Origin of the sequence: Streptomyces sp. NPDC090088 (genome assembly GCF_044747345.1) — a bacterium.
Classification (GTDB): domain Bacteria; phylum Actinomycetota; class Actinomycetes; order Streptomycetales; family Streptomycetaceae; genus Streptomyces.
Map to the genome: position 1 here is coordinate 87,970 of NZ_JBIVDZ010000016.1, position 23,540 is coordinate 111,509.

The 23,540-nt window shown below is 73.0% G+C and carries 19 protein-coding genes and 1 pseudogene; 6 read left to right on the plus strand and 14 right to left on the minus strand.

The window, feature by feature from the left end:
- Nucleotides 1-43: 43 nt before the first annotated feature.
- Entirely contained in the window at nucleotides 44-1,516 is a 1,473-nt protein-coding gene (locus ACIPSJ_RS50495) for an FCD domain-containing protein (protein WP_359221802.1), read from the minus strand.
- Between the two features lie 194 nt (nucleotides 1,517-1,710).
- Between ACIPSJ_RS50495 and ACIPSJ_RS50500 the strand changes: the two genes are divergently transcribed.
- The 3 genes from ACIPSJ_RS50500 to ACIPSJ_RS50510 all read left to right on the plus strand — a co-directional run bounded on the left by ACIPSJ_RS50500 (nucleotide 1,711) and on the right by ACIPSJ_RS50510 (nucleotide 5,386).
- On the plus strand, nucleotides 1,711-2,910 hold the full coding sequence (locus ACIPSJ_RS50500) for an acyl-CoA dehydrogenase family protein (protein WP_401356920.1): 1,200 nt from the start codon (nucleotides 1,711-1,713) through the stop codon (nucleotides 2,908-2,910).
- A 159-nt stretch (nucleotides 2,911-3,069) separates the two neighbouring features.
- Nucleotides 3,070-4,311, plus strand: coding sequence for a cytochrome P450 (locus ACIPSJ_RS50505; protein ID WP_401356922.1), 1,242 nt, complete (start codon nucleotides 3,070-3,072; stop codon nucleotides 4,309-4,311).
- Between the two features lie 28 nt (nucleotides 4,312-4,339).
- On the plus strand, nucleotides 4,340-5,386 hold the full coding sequence (locus ACIPSJ_RS50510; protein ID WP_359221805.1) for an alcohol dehydrogenase catalytic domain-containing protein: 1,047 nt from the start codon (nucleotides 4,340-4,342) through the stop codon (nucleotides 5,384-5,386).
- A 27-nt stretch (nucleotides 5,387-5,413) separates the two neighbouring features.
- On the opposite strand, the gene ACIPSJ_RS50515 is transcribed toward ACIPSJ_RS50510, so the two are convergent.
- The 10 genes and pseudogenes from ACIPSJ_RS50515 to ACIPSJ_RS50560 form a co-directional block, all read right to left on the minus strand.
- Complete coding sequence (locus tag ACIPSJ_RS50515; protein WP_401356925.1) at nucleotides 5,414-7,051, minus strand: thiolase C-terminal domain-containing protein; 1,638 nt, start codon at nucleotides 7,049-7,051, stop codon at nucleotides 5,414-5,416.
- Nucleotides 7,048-8,190 carry a thiolase family protein gene (locus ACIPSJ_RS50520; protein WP_359221808.1) on the minus strand — a complete coding sequence of 381 codons (1,143 nt, stop codon included), beginning with the start codon at nucleotides 8,188-8,190 and terminating at the stop codon, nucleotides 7,048-7,050. Before ACIPSJ_RS50520 ends, ACIPSJ_RS50515 begins: the two co-directional genes overlap by 4 nt.
- A 42-nt stretch (nucleotides 8,191-8,232) precedes the next feature.
- Nucleotides 8,233-9,333: pseudogene (locus ACIPSJ_RS50525) on the minus strand (CaiB/BaiF CoA transferase family protein); the annotation flags it as partial.
- Nucleotides 9,334-9,695: 362 nt separating this feature from the next.
- The gene (locus ACIPSJ_RS50530) at nucleotides 9,696-10,460 is read right to left on the minus strand and encodes a crotonase/enoyl-CoA hydratase family protein (RefSeq protein WP_401356928.1); all 765 of its coding nucleotides are present in this window, start codon (nucleotides 10,458-10,460) and stop codon (nucleotides 9,696-9,698) included.
- 2 nt (nucleotides 10,461-10,462) lie between these two features.
- The gene (locus ACIPSJ_RS50535; protein ID WP_401356931.1) at nucleotides 10,463-11,719 is read right to left on the minus strand and encodes a MaoC family dehydratase N-terminal domain-containing protein; all 1,257 of its coding nucleotides are present in this window, start codon (nucleotides 11,717-11,719) and stop codon (nucleotides 10,463-10,465) included.
- Nucleotides 11,716-13,215: a class I adenylate-forming enzyme family protein gene (locus tag ACIPSJ_RS50540; RefSeq protein ID WP_401356934.1), complete on the minus strand. Its 1,500-nt coding sequence runs from the start codon at nucleotides 13,213-13,215 to the stop codon at nucleotides 11,716-11,718. The genes ACIPSJ_RS50535 and ACIPSJ_RS50540 overlap by 4 nt, the downstream gene beginning before the upstream one ends.
- A complete protein-coding gene (locus ACIPSJ_RS50545; protein WP_401356986.1) occupies nucleotides 13,202-14,398 on the minus strand; it encodes an acyl-CoA dehydrogenase family protein in 1,197 nt (398 codons plus the stop codon). Before ACIPSJ_RS50545 ends, ACIPSJ_RS50540 begins: the two co-directional genes overlap by 14 nt.
- A 62-nt stretch (nucleotides 14,399-14,460) precedes the next feature.
- Nucleotides 14,461-14,928, minus strand: a complete 468-nt coding sequence (locus ACIPSJ_RS50550; RefSeq protein WP_401356936.1) for a VOC family protein — start codon at nucleotides 14,926-14,928, stop codon at nucleotides 14,461-14,463.
- Nucleotides 14,929-14,938: 10 nt separating this feature from the next.
- Entirely contained in the window at nucleotides 14,939-16,141 is a 1,203-nt protein-coding gene (locus ACIPSJ_RS50555; RefSeq protein ID WP_359221813.1) for a cytochrome P450, read from the minus strand.
- Nucleotides 16,142-16,166: 25 nt separating this feature from the next.
- Nucleotides 16,167-17,399 carry a CaiB/BaiF CoA transferase family protein gene (locus ACIPSJ_RS50560; RefSeq protein ID WP_401356939.1) on the minus strand — a complete coding sequence of 411 codons (1,233 nt, stop codon included), beginning with the start codon at nucleotides 17,397-17,399 and terminating at the stop codon, nucleotides 16,167-16,169.
- 99 nt (nucleotides 17,400-17,498) lie between these two features.
- Between ACIPSJ_RS50560 and ACIPSJ_RS50565 the strand changes: the two genes are divergently transcribed.
- Nucleotides 17,499-18,854, plus strand: a complete 1,356-nt coding sequence (locus ACIPSJ_RS50565) for an acyl-CoA dehydrogenase family protein (RefSeq protein WP_359221816.1) — start codon at nucleotides 17,499-17,501, stop codon at nucleotides 18,852-18,854.
- Nucleotides 18,851-19,642 carry an SDR family NAD(P)-dependent oxidoreductase gene (locus tag ACIPSJ_RS50570; RefSeq protein WP_401356942.1) on the plus strand — a complete coding sequence of 264 codons (792 nt, stop codon included), beginning with the start codon at nucleotides 18,851-18,853 and terminating at the stop codon, nucleotides 19,640-19,642. The genes ACIPSJ_RS50565 and ACIPSJ_RS50570 overlap by 4 nt, the downstream gene beginning before the upstream one ends.
- A gap of 127 nt (nucleotides 19,643-19,769) precedes the next feature.
- On the opposite strand, the gene ACIPSJ_RS50575 is transcribed toward ACIPSJ_RS50570, so the two are convergent.
- From ACIPSJ_RS50575 to ACIPSJ_RS50585, 3 genes are read right to left on the minus strand one after another with little or no spacing between them, the layout of a single operon-like run.
- Nucleotides 19,770-20,795 carry a phosphotransferase family protein gene (locus ACIPSJ_RS50575; protein WP_401356944.1) on the minus strand — a complete coding sequence of 342 codons (1,026 nt, stop codon included), beginning with the start codon at nucleotides 20,793-20,795 and terminating at the stop codon, nucleotides 19,770-19,772.
- Complete coding sequence (locus tag ACIPSJ_RS50580) at nucleotides 20,792-22,312, minus strand: fatty acid--CoA ligase family protein (protein WP_359221820.1); 1,521 nt, start codon at nucleotides 22,310-22,312, stop codon at nucleotides 20,792-20,794. The genes ACIPSJ_RS50575 and ACIPSJ_RS50580 overlap by 4 nt, the downstream gene beginning before the upstream one ends.
- A gap of 13 nt (nucleotides 22,313-22,325) precedes the next feature.
- Nucleotides 22,326-22,640 carry a hypothetical protein gene (locus ACIPSJ_RS50585; protein ID WP_359221822.1) on the minus strand — a complete coding sequence of 105 codons (315 nt, stop codon included), beginning with the start codon at nucleotides 22,638-22,640 and terminating at the stop codon, nucleotides 22,326-22,328.
- A 102-nt stretch (nucleotides 22,641-22,742) separates the two neighbouring features.
- Here ACIPSJ_RS50585 and ACIPSJ_RS50590 point away from each other — a divergent pair, with 102 nt between their 5' ends.
- Entirely contained in the window at nucleotides 22,743-23,516 is a 774-nt protein-coding gene (locus ACIPSJ_RS50590; protein ID WP_401356947.1) for an enoyl-CoA hydratase/isomerase family protein, read from the plus strand.
- The last annotated feature ends 24 nt before the right edge of the window (nucleotides 23,517-23,540 follow it).

The following is a 23,540-nucleotide window of genomic DNA, read 5'->3' on the forward strand; positions in this document are numbered from 1 at the left end:
CAGCGATAAAGCCGTACGGGGCCCGGGAATCAGTGGAACTAAATCAGTGCCACCAGGGGATGAGGGCGTCCAGGTGGCGGCGCATCCGGTGCCGGGCCACCCCGGCGTCGCCCTGCACGATGGCGTCGAGGATGCGCTGGTGGACGTGCTGGACCTCCTCGGCCGCCGTGTCGCCGGGCAGCGGCCGGTCGTGCCCGGAGGCGTGCCGGCGGAACAGCTCGGTGATGATGGCGAGGAACAGCGACAGCACGGGGTTGTCGGCCAGGGCCGCCAGTTCGGAGTGGAACAGGTCGGCCTTGCGGGGGTCGTCGGCCGGGCCCTCGGTGGGCCGGCGCACGGCCCTGCCCAGGCGCTCGGCGATCTCCCGGTCGCCTGCGGCGTGCCGGGCGGTCACCCTGGCGACGATGCCGAGTTCGACGGCGTTGCGGACGATCCGCAGGTCGTCGGCGGTGACGCCCTGGTATTCGAGGAAGAGGGCCATCGTGTCGATGCTGGCCTGCGGTTCGGGTTCGGTGACGACCAGGCCGCCGCCGGGGCCGCGCCGCATCCGGGCGACCGAGTGGTACTCCAGGAGCCGTACGGCCTCCCGCAGGACGGCCCGGCTGATCTCGTAGCGGGCCAGCAGGTCGGCCTCCGAGCCGAGGACCATGCCGATCTGCCAGCCGCGCGCGGCGATGTCGTCGTGGATCCGGGAGGCCACCACCTCGGCCAGCTTGGCGCGCGGGCCCTCGACCAGCTCGGGCTCGACCACGTTCCCCGAGATCCGCGCGCCCCGGCGCACCCGGTGCTTCTCGATCCAGGCGGCCACCGACTCCAGATGGGCCGTCAGCTCGGTCTGCGCGCGGGCCCCGTCGTCGGCGACGACGGCGTCCACGACGGCCCGGTGCTCGCGGTGCGAGGTCTCCTTCGCCGCGTGCATCTCCGCCTTGGAGATACGGCGCGAGGTGTGGGCGTAGCGGGCGGTGAGCCGGGTGAGGACGTCGATGAACAGGTGCAGCACCGGATTGCCCGACAACTGGCCGAGCACCGGGTGCAGGGGGTCCTGCGAGTGCACCGACGGGTCGTCCCAGTGGTCGCGTTCGGAGTCGAGGGTGGCGCGGAGCTTCGCGATGCCCTCCTCGGTGACGCGGTCGGCGGCGAGGCCGGCGGCGATGGGTTCGAGCAGCTGGCGGGCCTGGAGCAGGTCGGTGACGCTGGTGCCGACGTATTCGAGGTAGATGACCATGGCCCGGGTCGCGGGTCCCGCGTCGGGGGCGCAGACGATCAGGCCGCCGCCGGGGCCGCGCCGCATCCGGGCGACCTGGTGGTGCTCGACCAGGCGCACCGCCTCGCGCAGCACCGCCCGGCTGACTCCGAGCCGTTCCCGCAGGTCCACCTCGGAGCCCAGCGACTCGCCGACGGGCCAGCCCCGGCGGATCACGGTCGCCTCGATGCGCCGGGCGGTCTGCGCGGCGAGCTTGCCGACCGGGATGTCGGTCTCGCCGTCGGCGGGCTCGCGGTCGACGGCAGTCGCCATGGGCCAACTCCTCTGCGGAAACATTGCGGATCCCCAGTCTATTCAGCACCGGGTCCAGGAGCCTCCGACCAGCCCTACGACGGGCGAGATCGGGTCACTGATTTCGGTACAGCCCCTTGGCAGACGAGCCTGAGCCATGGTTAGAGTACCCTCATTTCGAGATCGCTTGCATGAGGACCGAGGAGCCGGCGGCGATGCGACTGGAACCCACACCCGAACTGGACGCCTTCCGCCGCAAGGTGCGCGCCTTCGTGGCGGAGCACGCGCCGGGCGTCAAGGCGCACTCCGGAGTACGGGCACCCGAGCCGGAACTGATGCCGGCGATCCGGGCCTGGACCGCGCGGTTGTACGAGGCGGGGCTGCTCGGCATCGACTGGCCCGTCGAGTACGGCGGCCGGCCCGACGCGCACCCCCTGGAGCCGTCCGTCGTCGCCGAGGAGATCGCCCGCGCCCGCACCTGGGCCCCGGTCGGCGCGGCCTCGCTGGCCTCGGCGGCGGTCATCGAGTTCGGCAGCGACGCCCAGCGGGCGTATTTCCTGCCCCGGATCCGCTCCTGCGCCGACGTCTGGTGCCAGTTGTTCAGCGAGCCCGAGGCGGGCAGCGACCTGGCCGCGCTGCGCACCCGGGCGCGCCGCGAGGGCGAGGGCGGGGACGCGGTGTTCGTCGTCGACGGCCAGAAGGTGTGGACGACCAACGGCCAGCACGCGGACCTGGGTTACCTGCTCGCGCGCACCGACGCCGACGCGCCGAAGCACCGGGGCATCACGGCCTTCGCGCTGGACATGCGCAGCCCCGGGGTCGAGGTGCGGCCGCTGCGCGAGATCACCGGCACCACCGACTTCAACGAGGTCTTCCTGGACGGCGTGCGGATCCCGGCGGCGAACGTGATCGGCCGCATCGACGACGGCTGGCGGGTGGCGATGAGCAGCCTCGCCCGGGAGCGGTCCGGGGTGGCGGCGCGGGGTGTCGAACTGTTCGCCGTGCTGGACGACCTGGTGCGGCTCGCCGAGGAGGCGCCGGCCGGCGGCCCGGCCGCGCTCGACGACTCCGCCGCCCGGCAGCGGATCGGCGAACTCGCCGCGCGGGTGCAGGTGAACGCCGCGCTGATCGCCCTCGCGCAGTCGCGGATGCTGCACGGCACGGAGCGGCCCGTGGACGCCCTGCTGGGCAAGGTCTTCTTCAGCGAGCTCAACCACGACCTGGCCGACTTCGGACTGGGCCTGCAGGGCACCGACGGCCTGCTCACCGAGGGCGACCCGGAGGCGGTCGCCGCGGGCTGGTGGCAGGACGCCCACCTGTACTCACGGGCGTACACGATCGCGGGCGGCGCGAACGAGGTACTGCGGACGCAGATCGCCGAGCGAGGCCTCGGGATGCCCCGGGAACCCCGCTGACCTGGCCTGATGTACGACGGAAGAGCCTCGGACCCCTTGAATAGACCGCGCGGTCGATACAGGTCACCACCTCGGCCGAATACGCGTCCACAATATTGATTGTACCGCTCGGTCCACGTATGGTGCCCTCAATTGTGCCGCCGAGAGAACGAGGGAACCATGAGCGAGAGCATCGCCGGGACCGATGCCGCCACGGAGCTGCCGGAGTTTCCGACGCCCCGATCGAGCCAGTGCCCGTTCGCGCCCCCTCCGGGCCTGCTCGCGCTGCACGAGACGGACAAGGACGTCCAGCGCGTCCGCACCTGGGACGGCACCACGCCGTGGCTCGTCACCTCGCACGCCGCGCAGCGCGAGCTGATGACCGACCCGCGGCTCAGCGCGAACATCGGTGCCCCCGGCTACCCGCACACGACCGAGGCCATGAAGGCGCACGCGGCGGAGATCCAGCCGTCCATCAACAACACCGACGGAGCCGAGCACACCCGCTGGCGCCGGATGCTGACCAATTCGTTCACCCGGCACCGGATGGAGAAGCTCCGCCCGGAGATCCAGCAGATCACCGACGACCTCATCGACCGGATGCTGGCCGGACCCAACCCGGTCGACCTCAACGAGGCGCTGTCCCTGCCGCTGCCCTCGCTCATGATCTGCGCGCTCCTCGGAGTCCCGTACGAGGACCACGACTTCTTCCAGGAGCACGCCGGGGTCACCAACGCCCGCTTCAAGACCCCCGAGGAGGCGGCCCGGTCGATCGTGGAGGTGCGCCGGTACATCGCCGGGCTCATCGAGGCCAAGATGGACAACCCCGGTGAGGACGTCCTCTCCGACCTCGGCGCGCGGATCAAGGAGGGGGTGCTCTCCATGGAGGAGGCCGCCCCGCTCGGGCACATCCTGCTCGTCGCCGGCCACGACACCAGCGCCAACATGATCACCCTGGGCACCGCGCTGCTGCTGCAGCACCCCGACCAGCTCGCGGCGCTGCGGGCGAACGAGGACGACCCGAAGTACGTGACCAAGGCCGTCGAGGAGCTCCTGCGCTACCTGACGATCCCGCACCTGCTGGCCCGGCGGGCGGTGCTGGACGACATCGAGATCGGCGGGGAGACCATCCGCGCCGGCGAGGGCGTCATCGCCTCGCTGCCGGCGGCCAACTGGGACCCGCAGGCCTTCCCCGAGCCCGACCGGCTCGACCTGACCCGCACCGCGGCGCACCACCACGCCTTCGGCTGGGGTCCGCACCAGTGCGTCGGCCAGCAGCTGGCCCGTATCGAACTGCACGTCGTCTTCAGCACGCTGTTCCGCCGTATCCCGACCCTGCGGCTCGCGGTCGACGTCTCGGAGCTGAAGTTCAAGGAGGACTCCCAGGCGTACGGCATCTACGAGCTGCCCGTCACCTGGTGACCGGCGCCCCGGGAGAGGAGACATCCACATGGCTACGATGAAATCCGTCCGGACCGGCACGGAGAAGGACACGGTCGAGGTCGTGGAGTCCGAGCGTCCGGTGCCGGGCCCCAGGGACGTGGTGGTCAGGATCCGCGCCTGCGGGATCTGCGGCACCGACACCTTCTTCGTCCACGCGGGCGGCACCCCGTACAACGCCGACGGCTCGGTGGAGCCGCTGCTGCTCGGGCACGAACCGGCAGGCGAGATCGCGGAGCTGGGCGCCGAGGTCACCGGGCTGAAGGTCGGCGACCGGGTGGTGGTCAACCCGCAGGGCGTGCCCTCGGGGATCATCGGCTGCGGCGGCGCGCACGGCGGGATGAGCGAGTACCTGCTGCTGGAGGAGGCGGAGATCGGCCGGACCCTCGCCGTCTTCCCGGACACCGTGCCCTTCGCCGTCGCCTCGCTCAACGAGCCGATGGCGGTCGCCCGGCACTGCGTCAACCGGTCCGGGGCCGGGCCCGACGACAAGGTCGTGGTCTTCGGGGCCGGGCCCATCGGGCTGGGCGTCACCATCTGGCTGAAGCTGCGCGGGGTCCGGCACGTGGTCGTCGCCGACGTCATCCCCGAGCGGCTGGAGACCGCGCTGGCCGTCGGTGCCGACGCGGTGATCGACTCCGGCACCGAGGACGTCACCGCCCGGCTGACCGCACTGCACGGGGAGGCGGCCAACGCCCTCGGGCAGCCTCGCGCCGGGACCGACGTCTACATCGACGCCGCCGGTGTCGCCGCCGTCTTCAACGCCACCGTCGACGCGGCCAAGTGGGGCGCCAAGCTGGTGATGGTCGCCGTGCAGAAGCCCTCCGACGCGATCGACCTCGGCGGGATGCTGCGCAGCGAACTCACCCTGATCGCCTCGCAGGGCTATCCGACCGAGATCTTCGAGGTGACGGCGGAACTCGCCGAGCACCAGGAGCGGTTCGCCCGGCTGATCAGTCACCGGGTGCCGTTCGCCGAGGTGGACCGGGCCTTCGAGCTGGCGCTGACTCCCGGCGCCGCCGAGAAGGTCGTCGTCACCTACGACGACGAGGCCTGAGCGGGTACTGCTGCGGACGGCGGGGTCCTACTCCGCCGTCCGCAGCAGCATCGCTCCGGACGGCACTCCCCCGCCCGCCGTGACCACCGCGACGCGGGCGCCCTCGACCTGGCGGCCCGGGGCGTCCCCGCGCAGTTGCAGCATGGCCTCGCGGACGAAGCCGTAGCCGTGCAGGCGGCCGGCGGAGAGCTGGCCGCCGTGCGGGTTGAGCGGGAGCCGCCCGTCGAGGGCGATGGTCTTGCCGTCGCCGATGAAGCCGGTCGCCTCGCCGGGACCGCAGAAGCCGAGGCCCTCCATCCAGGACAGGGCGTTGAAGGTGAACCCGTCGTAGAGCAGGGCCACGTCGACGTCCGCGGGGGTGAGGTCGGTGCGGGTCCAGACGTGCGCGGCGGGGCCGCGGGACTGTGGCAGATGGGTCAGGGTGTCCTGGTCCCAGCTGAGCCGTTCTAGGACCGCCGTGCCGACGGACTCGACCAGCACCGGAGGCCGGGGGCGGTCGTACGCCGTCTCGATCGCGGAGACGACGACGGCCACCGCTCCGTCGCACGGCACGTCGCAGTCGTAGAGCCCGAACGGGGTCGTGATCATCCGGGCGTCGAAGTAGTCGTCGAGGGTCATCGGATCGCGGTGCAGGGCCTCCGGGTTACGGCCGGCGTTGGTCCGCGCGGTGACCGCGATCGCGCCGAGTGCCTCGCGGCCGACGCCGTAGCGGTGCAGGTAGTGGGAGGCGTGGCAGCCGATCCACTGCGCGGCCGACATCGCCCCGAAGGGGGCCCGGAACTCGAACATGCCGGTGGCCGGGCCGCCGCCGGACTGCCAGCGCCCGGCCCGCACCAGGGCGCTGTGGGAGGACTCCCACACCGTGCGGAAGCAGAGCACGTGCCGGCAGAGGCCGGCCGCGACCGCGAGCATGCCGGCGGTGATCGAGCCGATCTGGCCGGGCACTTCACGGGCGCCGTTGACCCAGGTGGGGCGCAGTTGGAGGGCTTCGGTGAGGGCGGTGACACCGCCCTCGCTCATGCCGTCGGGGCCGGGCCCCGGGTAGGTGGAGAGCCCGTCGATCTCGTCGAGGTCGAGTCCCGCGTCCGCGACCGCGGCCAGGCAGGCGTCGACGGTCAGGGAGAGCGGATCGACCATCAGGCGGCGGCCCACACGCGACTGGCCGACACCGGTCAGGGCGACCCGGTCCTCGTACTTCCGCGGGGAGGCCATGGGACGGGCCCGTACCTCGCGGGGCCGCGGCAGCGGCCCGGGGCCCTCGGCCCCCGGGTCCGGTTCGAACAGCGGGAGATGCACGTCGTCGTGGTGCTCGAAGCGGACGCGGACCCGCAGGCCGACCCGCACCTCGTCAGGGTCGCAGCCCACGATGTTGGTGGTCAGGCGGGCCCGGTCGTCCTCGGCGAGGGCGACCACCGCGACGACGTACGGCGGCGGGAAGTCGGGCAGCCAGGTCTGGTGGTTGACGCTGAAGCCGACCACGACCGCCCGGCCGGAGACCGGGGCGAGGGCCACCGAGCGGCCGCGGCAGGACGGGCACACCGGCAGCGGCGGGTGGAAGTACCGGTCGCAGTCGGCGCAGTGCGGGATCCGGAGCACGCCGTCGGCGCCGGAGGCCCAGAACTCGGCGCTGGCGAGCGTGGGTTGGGGCAGCGGGCGGGTCGTCACAGCAGCTCGACGATGGTCGCGTTGGCCGTGCCGCCGCCCTCGCACATGGTCTGGAGGCCGTAGCGGAGGTTCTCGCGGCGCATCCGGGCCAGCAGCCGGGTCATCAGGATGGCGCCGGAGCCGCCGAGCGGATGGCCGACGGCGATCGCCCCGCCGAGCGGGTTGAGCCGCTCCGGGTCGGCGCCGGTCTCGGCGAGCCACGCCAACGGCACCGGTGCGAAGGCCTCGTTGACCTCGTAGGCGCCGATGTCGTCCAGGGAGAGCCCGGAGCGGCGCAGCACCTTCTCGGTGGCGGGGACCGGGCCGAGGAGCATCGTGATCGGGTCGGCGCCGCTGACCGCTCCGCTGTGGTAGCGGGCGATCGGGGTCAGGCCGAGGTCGCGGGCCCGCTCCGGGGTGGTGACGAGGAGGGCGGCGGCCCCGTCGGAGATCTGGGAGGAGTTGCCGGCGTGGATCACACCGTCCTCCTGGAACGACGGCTTGAGCCGGGCCAGTGTCCCGGGCGAGGTGCCCCGCCGCAGCCCTTCGTCCGTACCGAACTTGGTTCCCTCGACGTCGATCGGCACGAGGTGGTCGTCGAAGACGCCCGCGTCGATCGCCGCGGCGGCCTTCGCGTGCGACTCGGAGGCGAACGCGTCGAGACGGGCCCGGCTGAACCCGTACCGTTCGGCGATCAGTTCGGCGCCCAGGCCCTGGCTGAACTCGGCACCTCCGTAACGGGCGATGGCGGCGGGACCGTACGGCTGCCCGGTCGTGCGGTGCGAGCCGAGCGGCACCCTGCTCATGGTCTCGACGCCGCCCGCGACCACCAGGTCGTACTGGCCGGCCATGACGGCGTGCGCGGCCTGGTCGACGGCCTGCTGGCTGGATCCGCAGGCCCGGTTGACCGTGACGGCCGGGACGTGCTCGGGCCAGCCCGCGGCGAGCACCGCGAACCGGCCGACGTTGCTGGACTGGTCGCCGATCTGGGTGACACAGCCCCAGACCACGTCGTCCACGGTGCCGGGGTCGATGCCGGTGCGCCGCACCAGCGCCTTGAGCACCTCGGCCGACAGGTCCGCCGCGTGCACCGGTGCCAGCGAGCCGTTGCGCTTGCCGATCGGGGTGCGTACGGCGTCGACGATGACGGCGTCTCGCATGACAACTCCTAGGTCTGGTCGTCGGGGCATCGGGTTCCCGGGTCAGCCGGGGAACGCCACGCCCCAGTCGCGGAACACGGCGCGGGTGTCGGCGCCGACGGCCGGTGCCGTCGGGCCGGGGCGGGCGGGGGTCGCCGAGAAACGGGGGGCCGCGGCGGGCTGGAGCACGCCGTCGCGGGTGAACAGGCTTGTGCGGGCGGCCAGTTGAGGGTGATCCGCCGCCTCGGTCAGGCTCAGCACGGGCGCCACGCAGGCGTCGGTGCCCTCGAACAGCGCCGCCCACTCGTCCCGGGTGCGCTCCGCGAAGCGCTTCGCCAGGAGCTTCCGCAGCTCGGGCCAAACCGTGCGGTCGTGCTGCCGGTCCGGGTCCACACCGAGGTCGAGCATCTCCACGAGACTTCGGTAGAACTTGGGTTCCAGCGCGCCGACGGCGACATGGCGGCCGTCCTTCGTCCCGTACACGGCGTAGAAGGGCCAGCCGCCGTCGAACCGGTTGACGCCCCGCTCGTCGCGCCACTCGTCGCGGGCGAGTTTGGCGAAGGTGCTGGCGAGCAGGTGGGCGGTGCCGTCGACGATGGCCGCGTCGACGACCTGGCCGGCGCCGGTGCGGCCGACGGCGTGCAGGGCGGCCAGTACCCCGATCACGAGGTAGCAGCCGCCGCCCCCGAAGTCGCCGACGAGGTTCAGCGGGATCCGCGGCGGGCCGCCCGCCTCACCGATGGCGCCGAGCGCGCCGGTCAGCGCGATGTAGGTGATGTCGTGTCCGGCCGCGGCGGCCAGCGGCCCGTCCTGGCCCCAGCCGGTCATCCGGCCGTAGACCAGGCGGGGGTTGCGGGCCAGGCAGGCGTGCGGTCCGATGCCCAGCCGCTCCGTGACACCGGGCCGGAACCCCTCGATCAGCACGTCCGCGCGCTCGACGAGGCCCAGCAGCGCGTCGATCGCGGCCGGTTGCTTCAGGTCCAGTACGACCGACCGCTTGCCCCGGTCCAGCACGGCCGCCGGTCCGCCCGCGTCCGCGTCCCCCTCCCGCCCGGGCCGGTCCACCCGCACGACCTCCGCCCCCAGATCCGCGAGAAACATCCCGGCGAACGGCCCCGGCCCGATACCGCCGAGCTCCACAACCCGACACCCGGCAAGCGGCCCGAAAACGCCGGCCGCCCTTGCGGCACGGTCGGCATCCCCGGCACGGCCGGCATCCCCGCCAGGGTCGGCATCCCCGAAACGGTCGGCGCCCTCGGCACGGCTGTCGTCCCCGGCACGGCTGGTGCGCTTGCTCCGGCCGACGTCATCGTGCCGGCTGGCGTCCCCCTCCCGGCCGACGTCCTCGTCCCGGCCAGCGTCCTCCTCCCGGCCAGCGTCCTCCTCCCAGCCGGCGTCCTCGTCCCGGCCAGCGTCCTCCTCCCGGCCGACGTCCTCCTCCCGGCCAGCGGTCCAGGCCCCGCCGGTGATCCCAGCCCCGCCGGTGGCCCCGGCCCCGCCGGTGATCCCCGCCCCGGGCGTCATCCTCAGCGGCCCTTCCAGGTCGGGTGGCGTTTCTCCGCGAAGGCGGCGGCGCCTTCCCTGGCGTCCTCGGACTGGAAGACCGGCTCGGCGATGTCGAACTGCTTGCCCCAGGCCTCGTCGAGGGTCCAGTCGGCGGTGGAGCGGGCGATCTGTTTCGTGGCCGCGACCGCGAGCGGGCCGTTCGCGGCGATGGTGGCCGCGAGTTCGAGGGCGCCCTCCAGTGCGCCGCCCTCGTCGGTGAGCCGGTTGACGAGGCCGTACGAGGCGGCGCGTTCGGCGTCGATCGGCCGGCCAGTCAGCAGCAGTTCGAGGGCGATCGCGTACGGGATGCGGCGCGGCAGATGGAGCGCGGCGCCCGCGCGGGCGACCAGCGCGCGGGTCACCTCGGGCACGCCGAGCCGGGCGGTGCGGGCGGCGACGACGAGGTCGCAGGCCAGCAGCAGTTCGAAGCCGCCCGCCAGGGCCCAGCCCTCGACGGCGGCGATCAGCGGCTTGCGCGGCGGCGTCATGCTGATCCCGCACAGGCCGCGGCCCTCGATCGCGGGGGTCTCGCCGCGCAGCCATGCCTTGAGGTCCATGCCCGCCGAGAACGTGCCGCCCGCGCCGGTGAGCACGCCGACCCGCAGCTCGTCCGACTCGTCCAGTTCGTCGACCGCGGCCGCCACCCCCTCGGCCACCGCGGCGTCCAACGCGTTCTTCACCGCCGGGCGGTTGACCGTGATGAGCTGCACCGCGCCGCGGCGCTCCACCAGTACCTCGTCGGACACGCCTACCTCCTTGAATGGTCGCCGGTCACGGCGAATCGGGTCAGTTCATGGGCGACCATGCCGTCGAGGTCCGCCGCGGGCGGCGCGGGGAGTTCGACGGCCCGGTCTCGGGTGGGCAGCAGGACGACGGCCGTGCCCGGCGTGGTGACCTCGCCCCGCTGGTTCTCGCAGCGCACCTCGACGTCGACCTCGGCGCGCCCGTCCGCGAGGCGTTTGGCTACGACCGTGCCGCGCACCCAGGTGGTGTCGCCGAGGTAGTTGAACCTGCGGTGCTCACACCGGAGTTTCCACAGCCAGCCGTCGTCGCCGATCCAGTCGGTGAGCAGATGGCACAGCCAGGTCTCGCGCATGCCGCCGTAGTCGTAGGGGGCCGGCAGGCCCAGTTCCCGGGCCCGCTCCGGTTCCCAGTGCAGGCGCTGCACGGTGTCGGGGACGTTCAGCGGGTTCGGCGGGTAGAGGCCGGGCGCCTTGCGCCGGACCCGCGCGGCGATCCCGAACGCGCCGGGCGGGGTGAGCTGCATGCCCCAGCCCAGGTGCCACACCACCACGTCGGTGGTGGTCAGCGGCCCCTTCACCCGGGGCTGGAGCTCCTCGCCGATCTCGACGTCCTCCCAGTACCGGGGCTCGGCGCCACGCCGGGTCTCGGCCGCGTAGGCGGCGTCGATCTCCGCCAACTCGGCTGGACCGTAGGGCTGTTGGACGAGCTGTTCCGTTGCCCGCTGCTTCGAGGTGTGCCGTTCGGCGTTGATCCAGGTGCCCCGGCGCAGCGCGTGCAGCTCGCCGCGTCCGTTGGCGTAGAGGTAGTCGTTGACGACGTGGGCGGTACGGCCGCCGAAGCGGCTGGGCTTGAGGGTCACGCCCACCTGGGTCTGCAGCACCCGGCAGCGGTCGCCCCGGCGCAGCGGACGCCACCACTCGAACTCCATCACCGCCTGGTAGGAGCCGAGCCCGGCGAAGGGGTCGCCCCTGAGCAGCGCCCTGGTCTCGGCGTCGGGCGGCGGAGCGGCGTCCTCGCCCATCGTGTACAGGAAGGTGGGCGGTGCGATCAGGTCACCCCAGCGGGTGCCGGCCGCGTACCCGGGATCGCAGTACAGGGGGTTGTCGTCGCCGTAGCCGTAGGCGAAGTGGCGGGCGCCGTCCCAGGTCACCTCGTGGTTGTGCGGCGGGTTGCGCTGCGGCTGGGGGATGCCGAGGCGGCGCCGGGAGCGCTCGACCGCCTCGTCGGTCAGGACGCCGAACCGCTCCTCGGTGTCGGTCATCGCCGTTCCTCCTTCAGTCCCAGCCGGTCCCTGACCAGTCCCAGCAGCTCCACCCGGCTGACCTTGCCCGAGGGGGTCCGGGGCAGTGCGCCGAGGACGACGATGTGCGCGGGCACCTCGTAGGGGGTGAGCCGGCCGCGGCACAGGGCGGCGAGTTCGGCGGGGTCCGGGGCGGGCCGGTCCGGCTCGGTCTCGACCGCCGCGACCGGTACCTCGCCGAGCCGCGCGTCCGGCAGTCCGGCCACGGCCGCCTCCCGTACGGCCGGGTGCGACTCCAGGACGCGGGCGACCGTCTCCGGCTGCACCTTGAAACCGCCGCGGATGATCGCGTCGTCGGCGCGCCCCTCGATCCAGACGAATCGGTCGGCGTCGATCCGGGCGAGGTCGCTGGTGCGCACCCACACCCGGCCGCCGTGGGTGCTCTGCTCGGTCCTGACCTCCAGGCGGCCCGTCCGCCCGACGGGCAGCTCGGTGCCGTCCTCACCGGTCACCCGGAGTGCGACGCCGTCGAAGGCGCGCCCGGCGCTGCCCGCCTTCCGCCGCCACCAGCGTTCGTGCAGCGGCAGCGTCCAGCCGGCCACCGCCCCGGCGAACTCGGTCGCCCCGTAGGTCATCAGGACGGGCACGCCGTACGTACGGTGGAACGCGTCGGCCAGTTCGGCCGGGCAGGGCGCGGTGCCGGAGGTGACGACCTGGAGGCTCGCCAGCCGCTCCTTGGGCACCCCGGCGTCGAGCACGGCGCGGATCGCGGCCGGGACCAGGCTCGCCGCCCGCAGCCGGTGCCGTTCCACCGCGGCGGCCCAGGGTTCGACGGCGAACTTGGGCATCAGCAGCATGCGGCGGCCGGTCGCGAGGCAGGCGAGCGCCCGCCACAGGCCGCCGATGTGCACGAGCGGGCTGGACACGAGCGAGGCCGACGCCGACAGCAGGCGCTCCGGCTTGGGGGTCTGGCCGCCGGAGACCAGCGCGTGGTCGAGCTGGGCGATGCGCAGGTGGATCCGTTTCGGTGGGCCGGTGGTGCCGGAGGTGAGCATCTCCACGGCGACGTCGGGGTTGGCCGGGGCGTCGGCGGGGGCGCTGCCGCCGACGGGCCGCACGGTGCCGTCCGGGCCGAGTTCGAGCGCCGCGCCGTGGGCGGTCACCGCGGCCGACACGCCCGCGCGGGCCAGCGGTTCGGCACCGGCGACCACGACGGGCGGCGCACAGCGCTCGACGTCGGCCGCGAGCCGCTCGGCCGGCTGCAGCGGGCTCAGCATCACCAGGCAGCGTCCGGAGGCGATCACCGCGGCGACCACGGCGACGTGCTCGGGGCGGTTCTCCAGGACGACGCCGACCCGGCCGCCGGGCGGCAGGCCCGCCTCGTCGAGGAGCGCCGTGACGGCCCCCGCGGTCGCGCGGACCTGTCCCCAGGTCCACCACTCGCCGTCGTACTCGATCGCCTGGGCGTCGGCGGCGGCTTCGCCGAGCAGCCGGGACAGACGGTCACGGATTCCCACGTGATCGGCCTTTCGTCGCCTCGGGCGCGGAGATCCCGACCAGCCCGGCCAGCCGCCGGCGGTGCGCCGCCGGGCTGCCGAGAAGCTGCTCGGAGGACTTCGCGCGTTTCAGATGGAGGTGGGCGTCGTGCTCCCACGTGTAGCCGATGCCGCCGTGGATCTGGATGTTCTCCTTGGCCGCGTGGGTGTGGGCGTCCGCGCAGCAGACGGCGGCGACCGCGGCGGCCGTCGACAGCGGCGACCCGCTCTGCTCACCCGACCGCGGCGGGTCCGCCGCCGCCACGGACAGCGCATGGTAGACCGCCGACCGGGCCGCCTCGACCTTCACCAGCGTGTCGGCGCACTTGTGCTTGACCGCCTGGAAGGAGCCGATGGGCCGCCCGAACTGCACCCGGACCTTGGCGTACGCCACGGCCGCGTCCAGGCACGCCTGGGCTCCGCCGGCCTGTTCGGCGGCCAGCGCCACCAGCGCGAGGTCGGTCACCCGGCGCAGATACGCGGTGGCGGCCGGGCCCGCCGGGCCGACCGGCAGTGCCGGGGCGCCGTCGAGGTCGATCCGGGCCAGGCGCCGGGTCGGGTCGAGCGTCTCCAGCCGGGTGCGGGTCACTCCGGGCGCCGTGCCCTCCACGGCGAACAGCCGGGGTCCGCCGGCCGCGCGGGCCACGACCAGGACGAGGTCGGCGCTGTGGCCGTCGACGACGAACATCTTCGTGCCGGTCACCCGGTGGCCGGCGCCGTCGCTGTCGCTGTCGGGCACGGCCTCGGCCCGCACGTCCTCGACGTGCCACGATCCGCTCTCCTCGGCGAGCGCCAGCGTGCCGGTCAGCGACCCGTCGGCGACGGCGGGCAGCCAGCGTGCCCTGGCCGTCTCGTCGCCGCTGACGGCGAGGGCCTGGCCGGCCAGGGCCACGGTCGCGAAGTACGGGGAGGGCAGCAGGGCCCGGCCCAGTTCCTCCAGGACCAGGCCCAGTTCGACGGGGCCGCCGCCGAAGCCGCCGTACTCCTCGGGCAACGCCAGTCCGAGCAGGCCGAGTTCGCCCGCCATCCGCCGCCAGAGCAGCGGATCGTGTCCGTCCGCGGACTCCATCGAACGGCGCACGGCCTCGCTGGGTGCCTTGTCCGCGAGGAAGCGGCGCAGGGTGGCGCGGAGTTGCTCGTGCTCCTCGGTGAAGGCCGCTGTCATGTCCTTCCCGTCCCCGTCCCCGTCCCCGTCCCCGGCCGCCGCCGTGGCGGTCGCGTCGGCCGTCACCGGGGTGTCTTCGACCGCAGATAGGCGGCGAGGTCGGGGATCCGGGTGCGGTCCACGATCTCGACGCGGATGCCGGAGGGGGCCAGGTGGTAGGCGAAGACCGACGGTTCGCCGTCGACCAGCGCGCAGGCCTCCCGGGCGAAGCCCGCGTCGGCCAGCCGTTTCGACGTGGCCGTCAGGTCGTCGCAGAAGTAGCCGAGGTGGTGGGTGGCGGTCTGTGCGGCCGCCGTCCACGGGGTGCCGGGGATCTCCTGGACGAGTTCGATGTGCGGGGCGTCCAGGGAGTAGGTGTAGCGGAGGTTCAGCACCCGGTCGCCGTCCGCCAGCCGCACCGGCAGCTCGGCGGACATGGTCTCGGTCCACCGGTACCCGGCGACCTCGCTCATCCGGGCCTTCCAGGCCTCCACGTCGTCGACGACGATCCCGGTGTGGTAGAGGTCCGCCGCTCGCAAAGGGTGTGTCATGGCCGGTGCCTCACCACTCCAGCCGGAGCGACTTGATGCCGTACATGTTGCCGTGCTGCCACAGCTCCTGGCCGGCGGTGACCCGGTAGTCGGGGATGCGCCGGTGCCACTCCTCGACCGCCACGTTCAGCTCCAGGCGGGCCAGGTGCGAGCCGAGGCAGCGGTGCGGTCCCGAGCCGAACGCGATGTGGTTGGTGGCCGTGCGGTGCAGGTCCACCTCCAGCGGGTTCTCGTACCGTCCGGGGTCGCGGTTGGTGACGGCGAGCGGGAGCATCACCATCTCGCCCGCGCGGACCGGGCAGCCGCCGACCTCGACGTCCCGGGTCGCCTTGCGGGCCGGGACGACGAACGAGTAGACGCGCAGGATCTCCTCGACCGCGGTCGGGATCAGCGAGGGGTCGGCGAGGACCTCGGCGCGCTGCTCCGGGTGCGTGGCGAAGTGGTACAGCGCCCAGCCGATCGAGATGGGCACGGTGTCGAAGCCGGCCTGGAACATCAGGACGCAGAAGGCGTGCATGTCCCGGTCGTCGATGGGCTCGCCGTCGATCTCCCAGGCCATGGCGTGCGAGAGCAGGTCGTCCAGGGGGGTCCTGCGGCGCAGGGCGATCTGCTCGTCGAAGTACGCCGACACCTCCCGCATGGCGGTCAGCTGCCGGGCGCCCTCCGGGTCCTCGGCGTGCGAGAGGTGCAGCAGCTCGCGGGTCCAGGCGAGGAAGGTGGGCAGGTCCTCCTCCGGCAGGCCCATCAGACGCATGAAGATCAGGGTCGGGAAGCGGCGTGCGAACTCGTCGAGCACGTCGGCGCCGTCGAGTTCCCGGAGCCTGTCGATCAGTTCCGCGGCGGTCCGGCGGACCTCAGGTTCGCGGGCGGCGACCGCGCCCGGGGAGAAGTAGCGGCCGAGCAGGCGCCGCCACACGCTGTGGGCGGGCGGGTCCAGCATCTCGGGTATCCACAGGAACTTCGGGTCCGGTTCGAGTGCCGTCACCGACTTGTTGGAGAAGGTCCGCCAGTCCTGGAGTGCCTGCTGCACGGCCGGGCCGTCCGTGACGACCCAGAAGCCGCGCGCGACGGTGCTGCGGAACCCGCCGTGGGTGCCGGCCATCTCGTCCCAGCGCTCCTGGTGGCTGAGGACGGGGCCGCCGAGCCGGTTGTCGAAGTGGTAGGCGGGCAGGCCCTCGTACGTTCCCTCGGACTCGTCGAGCGTCGTCCCCATCACGGCTCCTTTCGTCGTACGTCCGTCACGTCGCCGCGCCGTCGATCTTGAGCGCGATGAGCTCGTCGTCGCCGAGGCCGAGCGAGCGCAGGACCTCGTCGGTGTGTTCCGCGAACTGCGGTGCCCGGGTGAGGACGGCCGGGGTCTCGTCGAACTGGACGGGGCTGGCGACCAGTTCACGGTCGACGCCGTCGGCGTCCACCACGGGCGCGATGAGACCGTTGGCCCGCAGGGCGGGATCCTGGCCCACCTCCCAGGAGTTCTGCACGGCCGACCACTGCCCCTCGCCCCGGGAGAGGATCTCCACCCACTGCGCGTAGGGCCGGGAGGCGATCAGACCGGCGACGATCCCGGCGGCCTCGGCCGCGTTCGCCATCAGCTTCTCGGTGCTGTCGAACCGTTCGTCGGTGCCGAGCTCCTCGCGGCCGGCCAGTTTGCAGAACTCGGCCCAGTAGCGGCCCGGTTGCAGCATGGACAGTTCGATCCAGCGGCCGTCGGCGGTGGGATAGGCGCCGATGAGCGGGTTGGTGGCCGAGCCGTAGCGGGGCTGGGTCTTCACCGGGAGCGGGCCGCCGGTCAGCAGCGCGAGGTTGACGGTGAACTGGGTCGCCCAGGCGCCCACCCCGATCAGGGACACGTCCACGACGGAGGGTTCGCCGGTGGTGGCCCGGGAGTAGAGGGCGGCGGCGATGCCGCCGGCGATGGTCATGCCGCCCATCGAGTCGCCGTAGGCACCGGCCGGCATCCGGGTCATGCGGTCGGCGCCGGGCGGGGTGACACCGGCGGCGCTGCCCCCGCGCGCCCAGAAGGCCGTGCTGTCGTAGCCGCCCTTGCCGGCCTCCTCGCCGCGGGTGCCGAAGCCGCTTCCCCGGACGTAGATGATGTCGGGGTTGACCGCCCGGACGTCCTCCAGCTCGATCCGCAGCCTCTTGCGCGCGTCGGGCAGGAAGTTGGTGAGGAACACGTCGCTGGAGCGGATCAGTTCCTCGAGCACGGGCCGCGCCGCGGGCTTCTCCAGGGCGAGGCCGACGCTGCGCTTGCCCCGGTTGGGCCCCTCCATGATCGGGAAGAAGGACGACCCCTCGCTGGCCGCCTCGTAACCGAGCACCCGCACCAGCCCGCGCTGGGCGTCGCCGTGTTCGGCGTGCTCGATCTTGATCACGTCAGCACCCCAGTCGGCCAGCACGGCACCCGCCGCCGGGACGAAGGTGAACTGCGCGACTTCGAGCACCCGCACGCCCTCCATCGGCCTCTGCATCCGACCAGACCTCCCGATCCTCGCTATTGCGCATACCCAATCAGCCTCTCGCCGCTTCGAGTATGGACCGAGGGCGCCAAAAAGTATACTGTTTTCGGCATGCTGGATTTCACGATCGAACCTGACTTCCAGGCCAAGCTCGACTGGGCGGCCGCCTTCGTCCGCGAGGAGGTCGAGCCCCTCGACCTCCTGTTCCCGCACGGCGGCGACCCGTACGACACCGGCAACGAGAAGGCCCGCGCGATCCTCAGGCCGTTGCAGGAACAGGTCCGGGAGCAGGGCCTGTGGGCCTGCCACCTCGGCCCCGAACTGGGCGGCCCCGGCTACGGCCAGGTGAGGCTCGCCCTGCTCAACGAGATACTCGGCCGCTCCTACTGGGCACCGACGGTCTTCGGCACCGCCGCTCCCGACACCGGGAACGCCGAGATCCTCGCGATGTTCGGCACCGAGCGGCAGAAGGCCGACTATCTGCAGCCGCTGCTGGACGGCGAGATCGTCTCCACCTTCTCGATGACCGAGCCGCAGGCGGGCGCCGACCCCAAGGAGTTCACGTGCCGCGCCTGGCGGGACGATGGGGGCACCTCCCGGTCGAGCGGAGCCGAGAGTGCGGGAGAGTGGGTGATCGACGGGGAGAAGTGGTTCTCCTCCAACGCCCGGTACGCGGCCTTCCTCATCGTCATGGCCGTCACCGACCCGGACGCGCCCCCGCACCGGCGCATGTCGATGTTCATCGTGCCGTCCGGGACGCCCGGCATCGAGATCAAGCGCAACGTCGGCACCATGGACGAGCGGGAGAACCTCGACGAGGGCATCCACGCCTACATCCGCTACCACCAGGTCCGCGTGCCGCTCGACGCCATGCTCGGCGGCCCCGGCGAGGGCTTCGCGGTCGCCCAGGCCCGGCTCGGCGGCGGTCGGGTGCACCACGCGATGCGGACCGTGGGCAAGTGCACACGCGCCTTCGACATGATGTGCGAGCGGGCGCTGTCCCGTCGTACCCAGGGCACCCTGCTGGCCGACAAGCAGGCGGTGCAGCAGTTCATCGCGGACTCCTGGGTGGAGCTGCAGCAGTTCCGGCTGCTGGTGCTGCACACCGCCTGGATCATCGACACCCAGCCGCACGGTGCCGCCCGCACCCAGATCGCGATGTGCAAGGTGCAGACGGCGAAGGTGCTGCACGACATCGTCCAGCGGGCGGTGCACCTGCACGGCTCGCTCGGCACCACGGGCGAACTCCCGCTCGCCAAGTGGTGGATGGCCGCCCCGAACCTGGCCCTGGCCGACGGCCCGACCGAGGTGCACCGCACCACGATCGCCAAGCAGGTCCTCAGGAACCACCGGCCGGCCGAGGGGCTGTTCCCCAGCGAGCACATCCCGCCGAAGCTGGAGGCGGCGCGCAAGCGCTACGCCCACATCATCGAGGACGACGGGCTCAGCGGCCGGGTGGACGCGTGACCGGCGAACGCGACGCGGGCGGCCGCGACGCCAAGTCCATCGCCCCGGCGGACCTGTTCGACCTGTCCGGGAAGGTCGCGCTCGTCACCGGCGGCAGCCGGGGGCTGGGCCGGGAGATGGTGCGGGCCTTCGCGACCGCGGGCGCGGACGTGGTGATCGCGAGCCGCAAGCCCGAGGCCTGCGAGACGGTCGCGGAGGAGGTCCGCGCCCTCGGCCGGCGCGCGCTGCCGGTCGCCGCGCACGTCGGCCACTGGGACGACCTCGGCCGCCTCGCGGACCTCGCGTACGAGGAGTTCGGTCACGTCGACGTCCTCGTCAACAACGCCGGGATGTCCCCGCTGGCCCCCTCCTCGGCGGGGACCGGCGAGGAACTCTTCGACAAGGTGATCGGCGTCAACTTCAAGGGCCCGTTCCGGCTCGCCTCGCTGATCGGAGAGCGGATGGCCGAGGGCGACGGCGGCTCGATCATCAACATCTCGTCCTCCGGGGCGCTCTTCCCCCAGCCGCGGTTCGGCCCCTACGCCGGTGCCAAGGCCGCGCTCAACGCCCTGACGACCGTCTTCGCCCTGGAGTACGGCCCCACGGTGCGCGTCAACACGATCTCGGCGGGGCCGTTCCTGACGGACATCTCCAAGGCGTGGACCGAGGAGAAGCGACAGACCGCGCGCAGCGCGGCGGGCAGGCCGGGGCGGCCGGAGGAGATCATCAGCACGGCGCTGTACCTGGCGAGCGACGCGTCGAGTTACACGACGGGGTCACTGATCCGGGTGGACGGCGGCCTGTACTGAACAGTGCGGGTGGGTGGGGGTTGCTCGCGCAGTTCCCCGCGCTCCCAAAAGAAGGGGCATTGCAGTGCGCCCCTTCAGGGGCGCGGGGAACTGCGCGACCGGCCCCCACCCACCCGCAGCCGACCGACTACCGAAGCAGCCCGGTCGCCTCCGCCAACAGCACGGGCAACGCAGGACCCATCCGCCGATGCATGTCGGTCACCCGCCCCGCCTTCCGCCCCCGTTTGATCAGCAGCGCCGTCGCCGCCGCCTCCTTGTACTTCGTCAGCGCCTCGAACCAGGCCATGTCACGCAGCGGCTCACCGCGCGCCTCCTGGTACGCGTCGAGGAGTTCGGCCTTCCCCGGCATCCCCGTCGGCTCGTCGGAGACGGACGCCGGGTGGTGGGCCTCGTCCGTGAAGAAGGTCAGCCAGGTGATGTCGACCCGGGGGTCGCCGAGCGACCAGATCTCCCAGTCGATGACCGCGTTCACCCGGTCGGCGTCGCACAAGGTGTTGCCGAGCCGGTAGTCCCCGTGGGTGAACACCGGCATCATCGCGGCGGGCACGGTCGCCCGCAGCCGTGCCTCGACGGCCTCGCAGCCGGCCCGCAGATCCTCGGGGACGGTGGTGAACGCACGCGCCCAGCGGTCGATCTCGGCGCCGGGGGTGACGACGGGCTCCACCGCCAGGGCCGTCCGCTTGGGATCCGCGCGGTGCAGGCGGGCCAGCATCCGGGCCGCGTCGAGCGCACGGGCCCGTACCTGCGCGGCCGGCACGGTACCGCGCGGCACGAGCACCGGCTCCACGCACTGTCCGGGCACCAACTCCATCGCCACGAAGGGCTGTTGGGCCGTCGGGGCGCCCTTGTCGGTGAACAGCACCTTCGGCACGCGGACGCCGGGCACCCCGGACAGCACCTGCATGAGCCGCGCCTGGCGCAGGACGTCCCGGTTGCGGACCGGTTCCAGGCCGGGCGGGGCCACCTTGAGGACGACGCGCTCGTGGCCGGCGGGGGCACCCGCCAGCGTGGCCACGTAGGTGAGGCTCGACGTGCCGCCGGCCAGCGGCTCGACCGACTCCACCGTGGCCTCGGGCGCCCAGCCGCGCAGGGCGACGGCCGTGCGCCGCGCGAGTTCGGCGGTCAGGTCCGGGCTGTCGGCGAGGACGCTCATGCGCCGGCCCCCGTCCGGTTCCCGGCGGTCAGCGCCTCGACGATGTCGCGCCGGATCAGCTTGCCGGTGGGGGTGCGGGGCAGTTCGGGCCAGCGCGTGATGCGTTCCGGGGTCTTGGAGCCGCGCAGCGTGGCGCGCACCTGGGCCCGCAGGGTCTCCGGGTCGACGCTCACCCCGTCGCGCAGGACGACCACCGCCTCGATGCGCTGGCCCCACTCCTCGTCGGGCAGGCCGACGACGACCGCGTCGAGCACGTCCGGGTGGCCGAGCAGGACGTCCTCGATCTCGGCGGGCGCGATGTTCTCGGCGCCGCGGATGATCGTGTCGTCGGCCCGGCCCTCGATGTGGAGGTAGCCGTCGTGGTCGAGGCGGCCCCGGTCGCGGGTGTGGAAGAACCCTCGCTCGTCTACGGCGGAGCCGCCTCCCGCGTACTCCCCCGAGACCTGCTCGCCGCGCACCCAGATCTGCCCGCTCTCGCCGGGGGCCGCCACCGCGCCGGACGGGTCGCGGACCTCCAGTTCGACGCCCGGCACCGGCAGTCCGGCCGAGCCCAGCCGGGCCCGTACCGCGGGGTCGTCGCTGGCGACGGCCGTACGGTGCTCCCGCGGGCCCAGGACGGTGATGGTGGAGGAGGTCTCGGTGAGCCCGTAGGCGTTCACGAAGTCCACGTGCGGCCAGGCCCGCAGCGCGGTCTCCACGACCCGGACCGGCATCCGGGCCCCGCCGTAGGCGAGCGCGCGCAGCGAGGGCACCGACCGGTCGAGCCCGTCCGTGTCCATGATGCGGGCGAGCATCGTCGGGACGACCATCGCGTTGGTGATCCGCTGCCGCCGTACCAGGTCGAGCCAGCCCTCCGGGGTGAACTGCTCCAGGGTGAGGGCCCGGCGCCCCGCGTACAGGTTCGTCAGCACGTTCGACACGGCGGCGATGTGGTACGGCGGGACGCTCACCAGCGCCGCCTCGTCGGGGCCGGCTCCGGCGAACTCCACGGTGCCGAGCACGTACGACACCAGGTTGTGGTGGCGCAGGACGACGCCCTTGGGCGCGGCGGTGGTGCCGCTCGTGTAGATCAGGACGGCCGGGGCGCCGGGGACCACCGGGTCGGCGTCGGCGTCGGCCTGCGGGGCCGTCCGCCCGGCCGCCCGGTCGAGCCACTCGGCGGGGCTGAGGACCGGCAGTCCCGCGCGCCGCAGTGCCGCGTCGTGCGCCGGGTCGGCGATGCCCAGCGCGCGGGGGTGGTTCGCCAGCAGGGCGTCGAGCTGGGCGTCGCCGAGGCGGTAGTTGACCGGGACCAGGGGGACTCCGGCGCGGGCCGCCGCGAACAGTGCGGCGGGCAGGGCAGGGCCGTTGACCGCGAGGTAGACGATCGCGTCGGCTTCGGCGGCGCGGATCGACCCGGCGCCGCCCGCGGCCAGTTCACGCAGCCGTGCGGCGGTCAGGCCGTCGTCCGCGCGTCCGACGACGACCCGGTCGCCGAAGCCCTCGGCGGCCATGTCCAGGAGCATCGATATGTTCACGGGCCCCCGCCCCTCAGTCCGAGGCCGGGAGCGGCTTGGCGGACTTCATCGGCAGCGGGACGCCGTTGACCGTCAGGGTGCCCGGTCCGGGCTTGGTGCACAGGAGTTCCACACCGAGTTCGTCGTCGGCGTACCGCTTCCCGAGCAGCGCGCCGCCGCTCAGGCCGGGCTCCGGGGTACCGGCGGCGGCTCCCGCACCCTTCCCGTCACCCTCGACCATGGCGGCTCCGCCGCAGCCGATCTCCACTTCCCCGTCCGGGCACCGGACGACGATCACCGCCGTCGTGTCGACCGTACTGGCGAGCATCTGACCCACGCGTGGCCTCATCGCAGTGTCCTCCGCGGCTCTCGTGGCGCCGAACCCGCGGCGCCGAGTAACCAGAGAAAAGTATACTACTTTCCTCGATCGCGTCGAGAACGGAGCTGCCGGATGGAACTCGAGACCGTCCTGTTCGAGGTGACCGACCATGTCGCCACCGTCACCCTCAACCGCCCGGAGGCGATGAACGGCTTCAACCAGCGGATGATGGAGGAGTTCGCCGCCCTCTGGGACACCGTCAAGCACGACGACGACGTGCGCGTCGTCGTGCTGCGCGGGGCCGGTGACCGGGCGTTCTGCACCGGGATGGACGTGAAGGAGGGCATCGACCGCCACCCCAACGTCTGGTCGCAGACGGACCCCGGCGAGTTCCTCTCGCCGAAGCTCAACCAGGTGTGGAAACCGCTGGTCTGCGCGGTGCACGGGATGGCCGCGGGCGGCGCCTTCTACTGGCTCAACGAGGCCGACATCCTGATCTGCTCGGAGGAGGCCACGTTCTTCGACCCGCACGTCAGCTACGGGCTGACGGCGGCCCTGGAACCCATCGGCCTGGCCCGGCGCATCCCCCTCGGGGAGGCGTTGCGGATCGCCCTGCTCGGCCTGGACGAACGCGTGTCGGCCGCCCGGGCGCTGCAGATCGGCCTGGTCAGCGAGGTGTTGCCGCGCGAGGAACTGTGGGACAGGGCCGACGGGATCGCCCGGATCATCGCGGCGAAGCCGCCGGCCGCGATCCAGGGCACCGTCCGCGCGATCTGGGAGTCCCTCGACTCGACCCGCACCCAGGCCCTGCGCACCGGGCTGTCGTACACCCAGCTCGGCAACCCGATCGGGAAGGCCGAGGTCGACCGCGCGACGGTGCCCAGGGGGAAGTGGACACTGCGGTGAGGCTTCCCACCTGCACCTAAATAA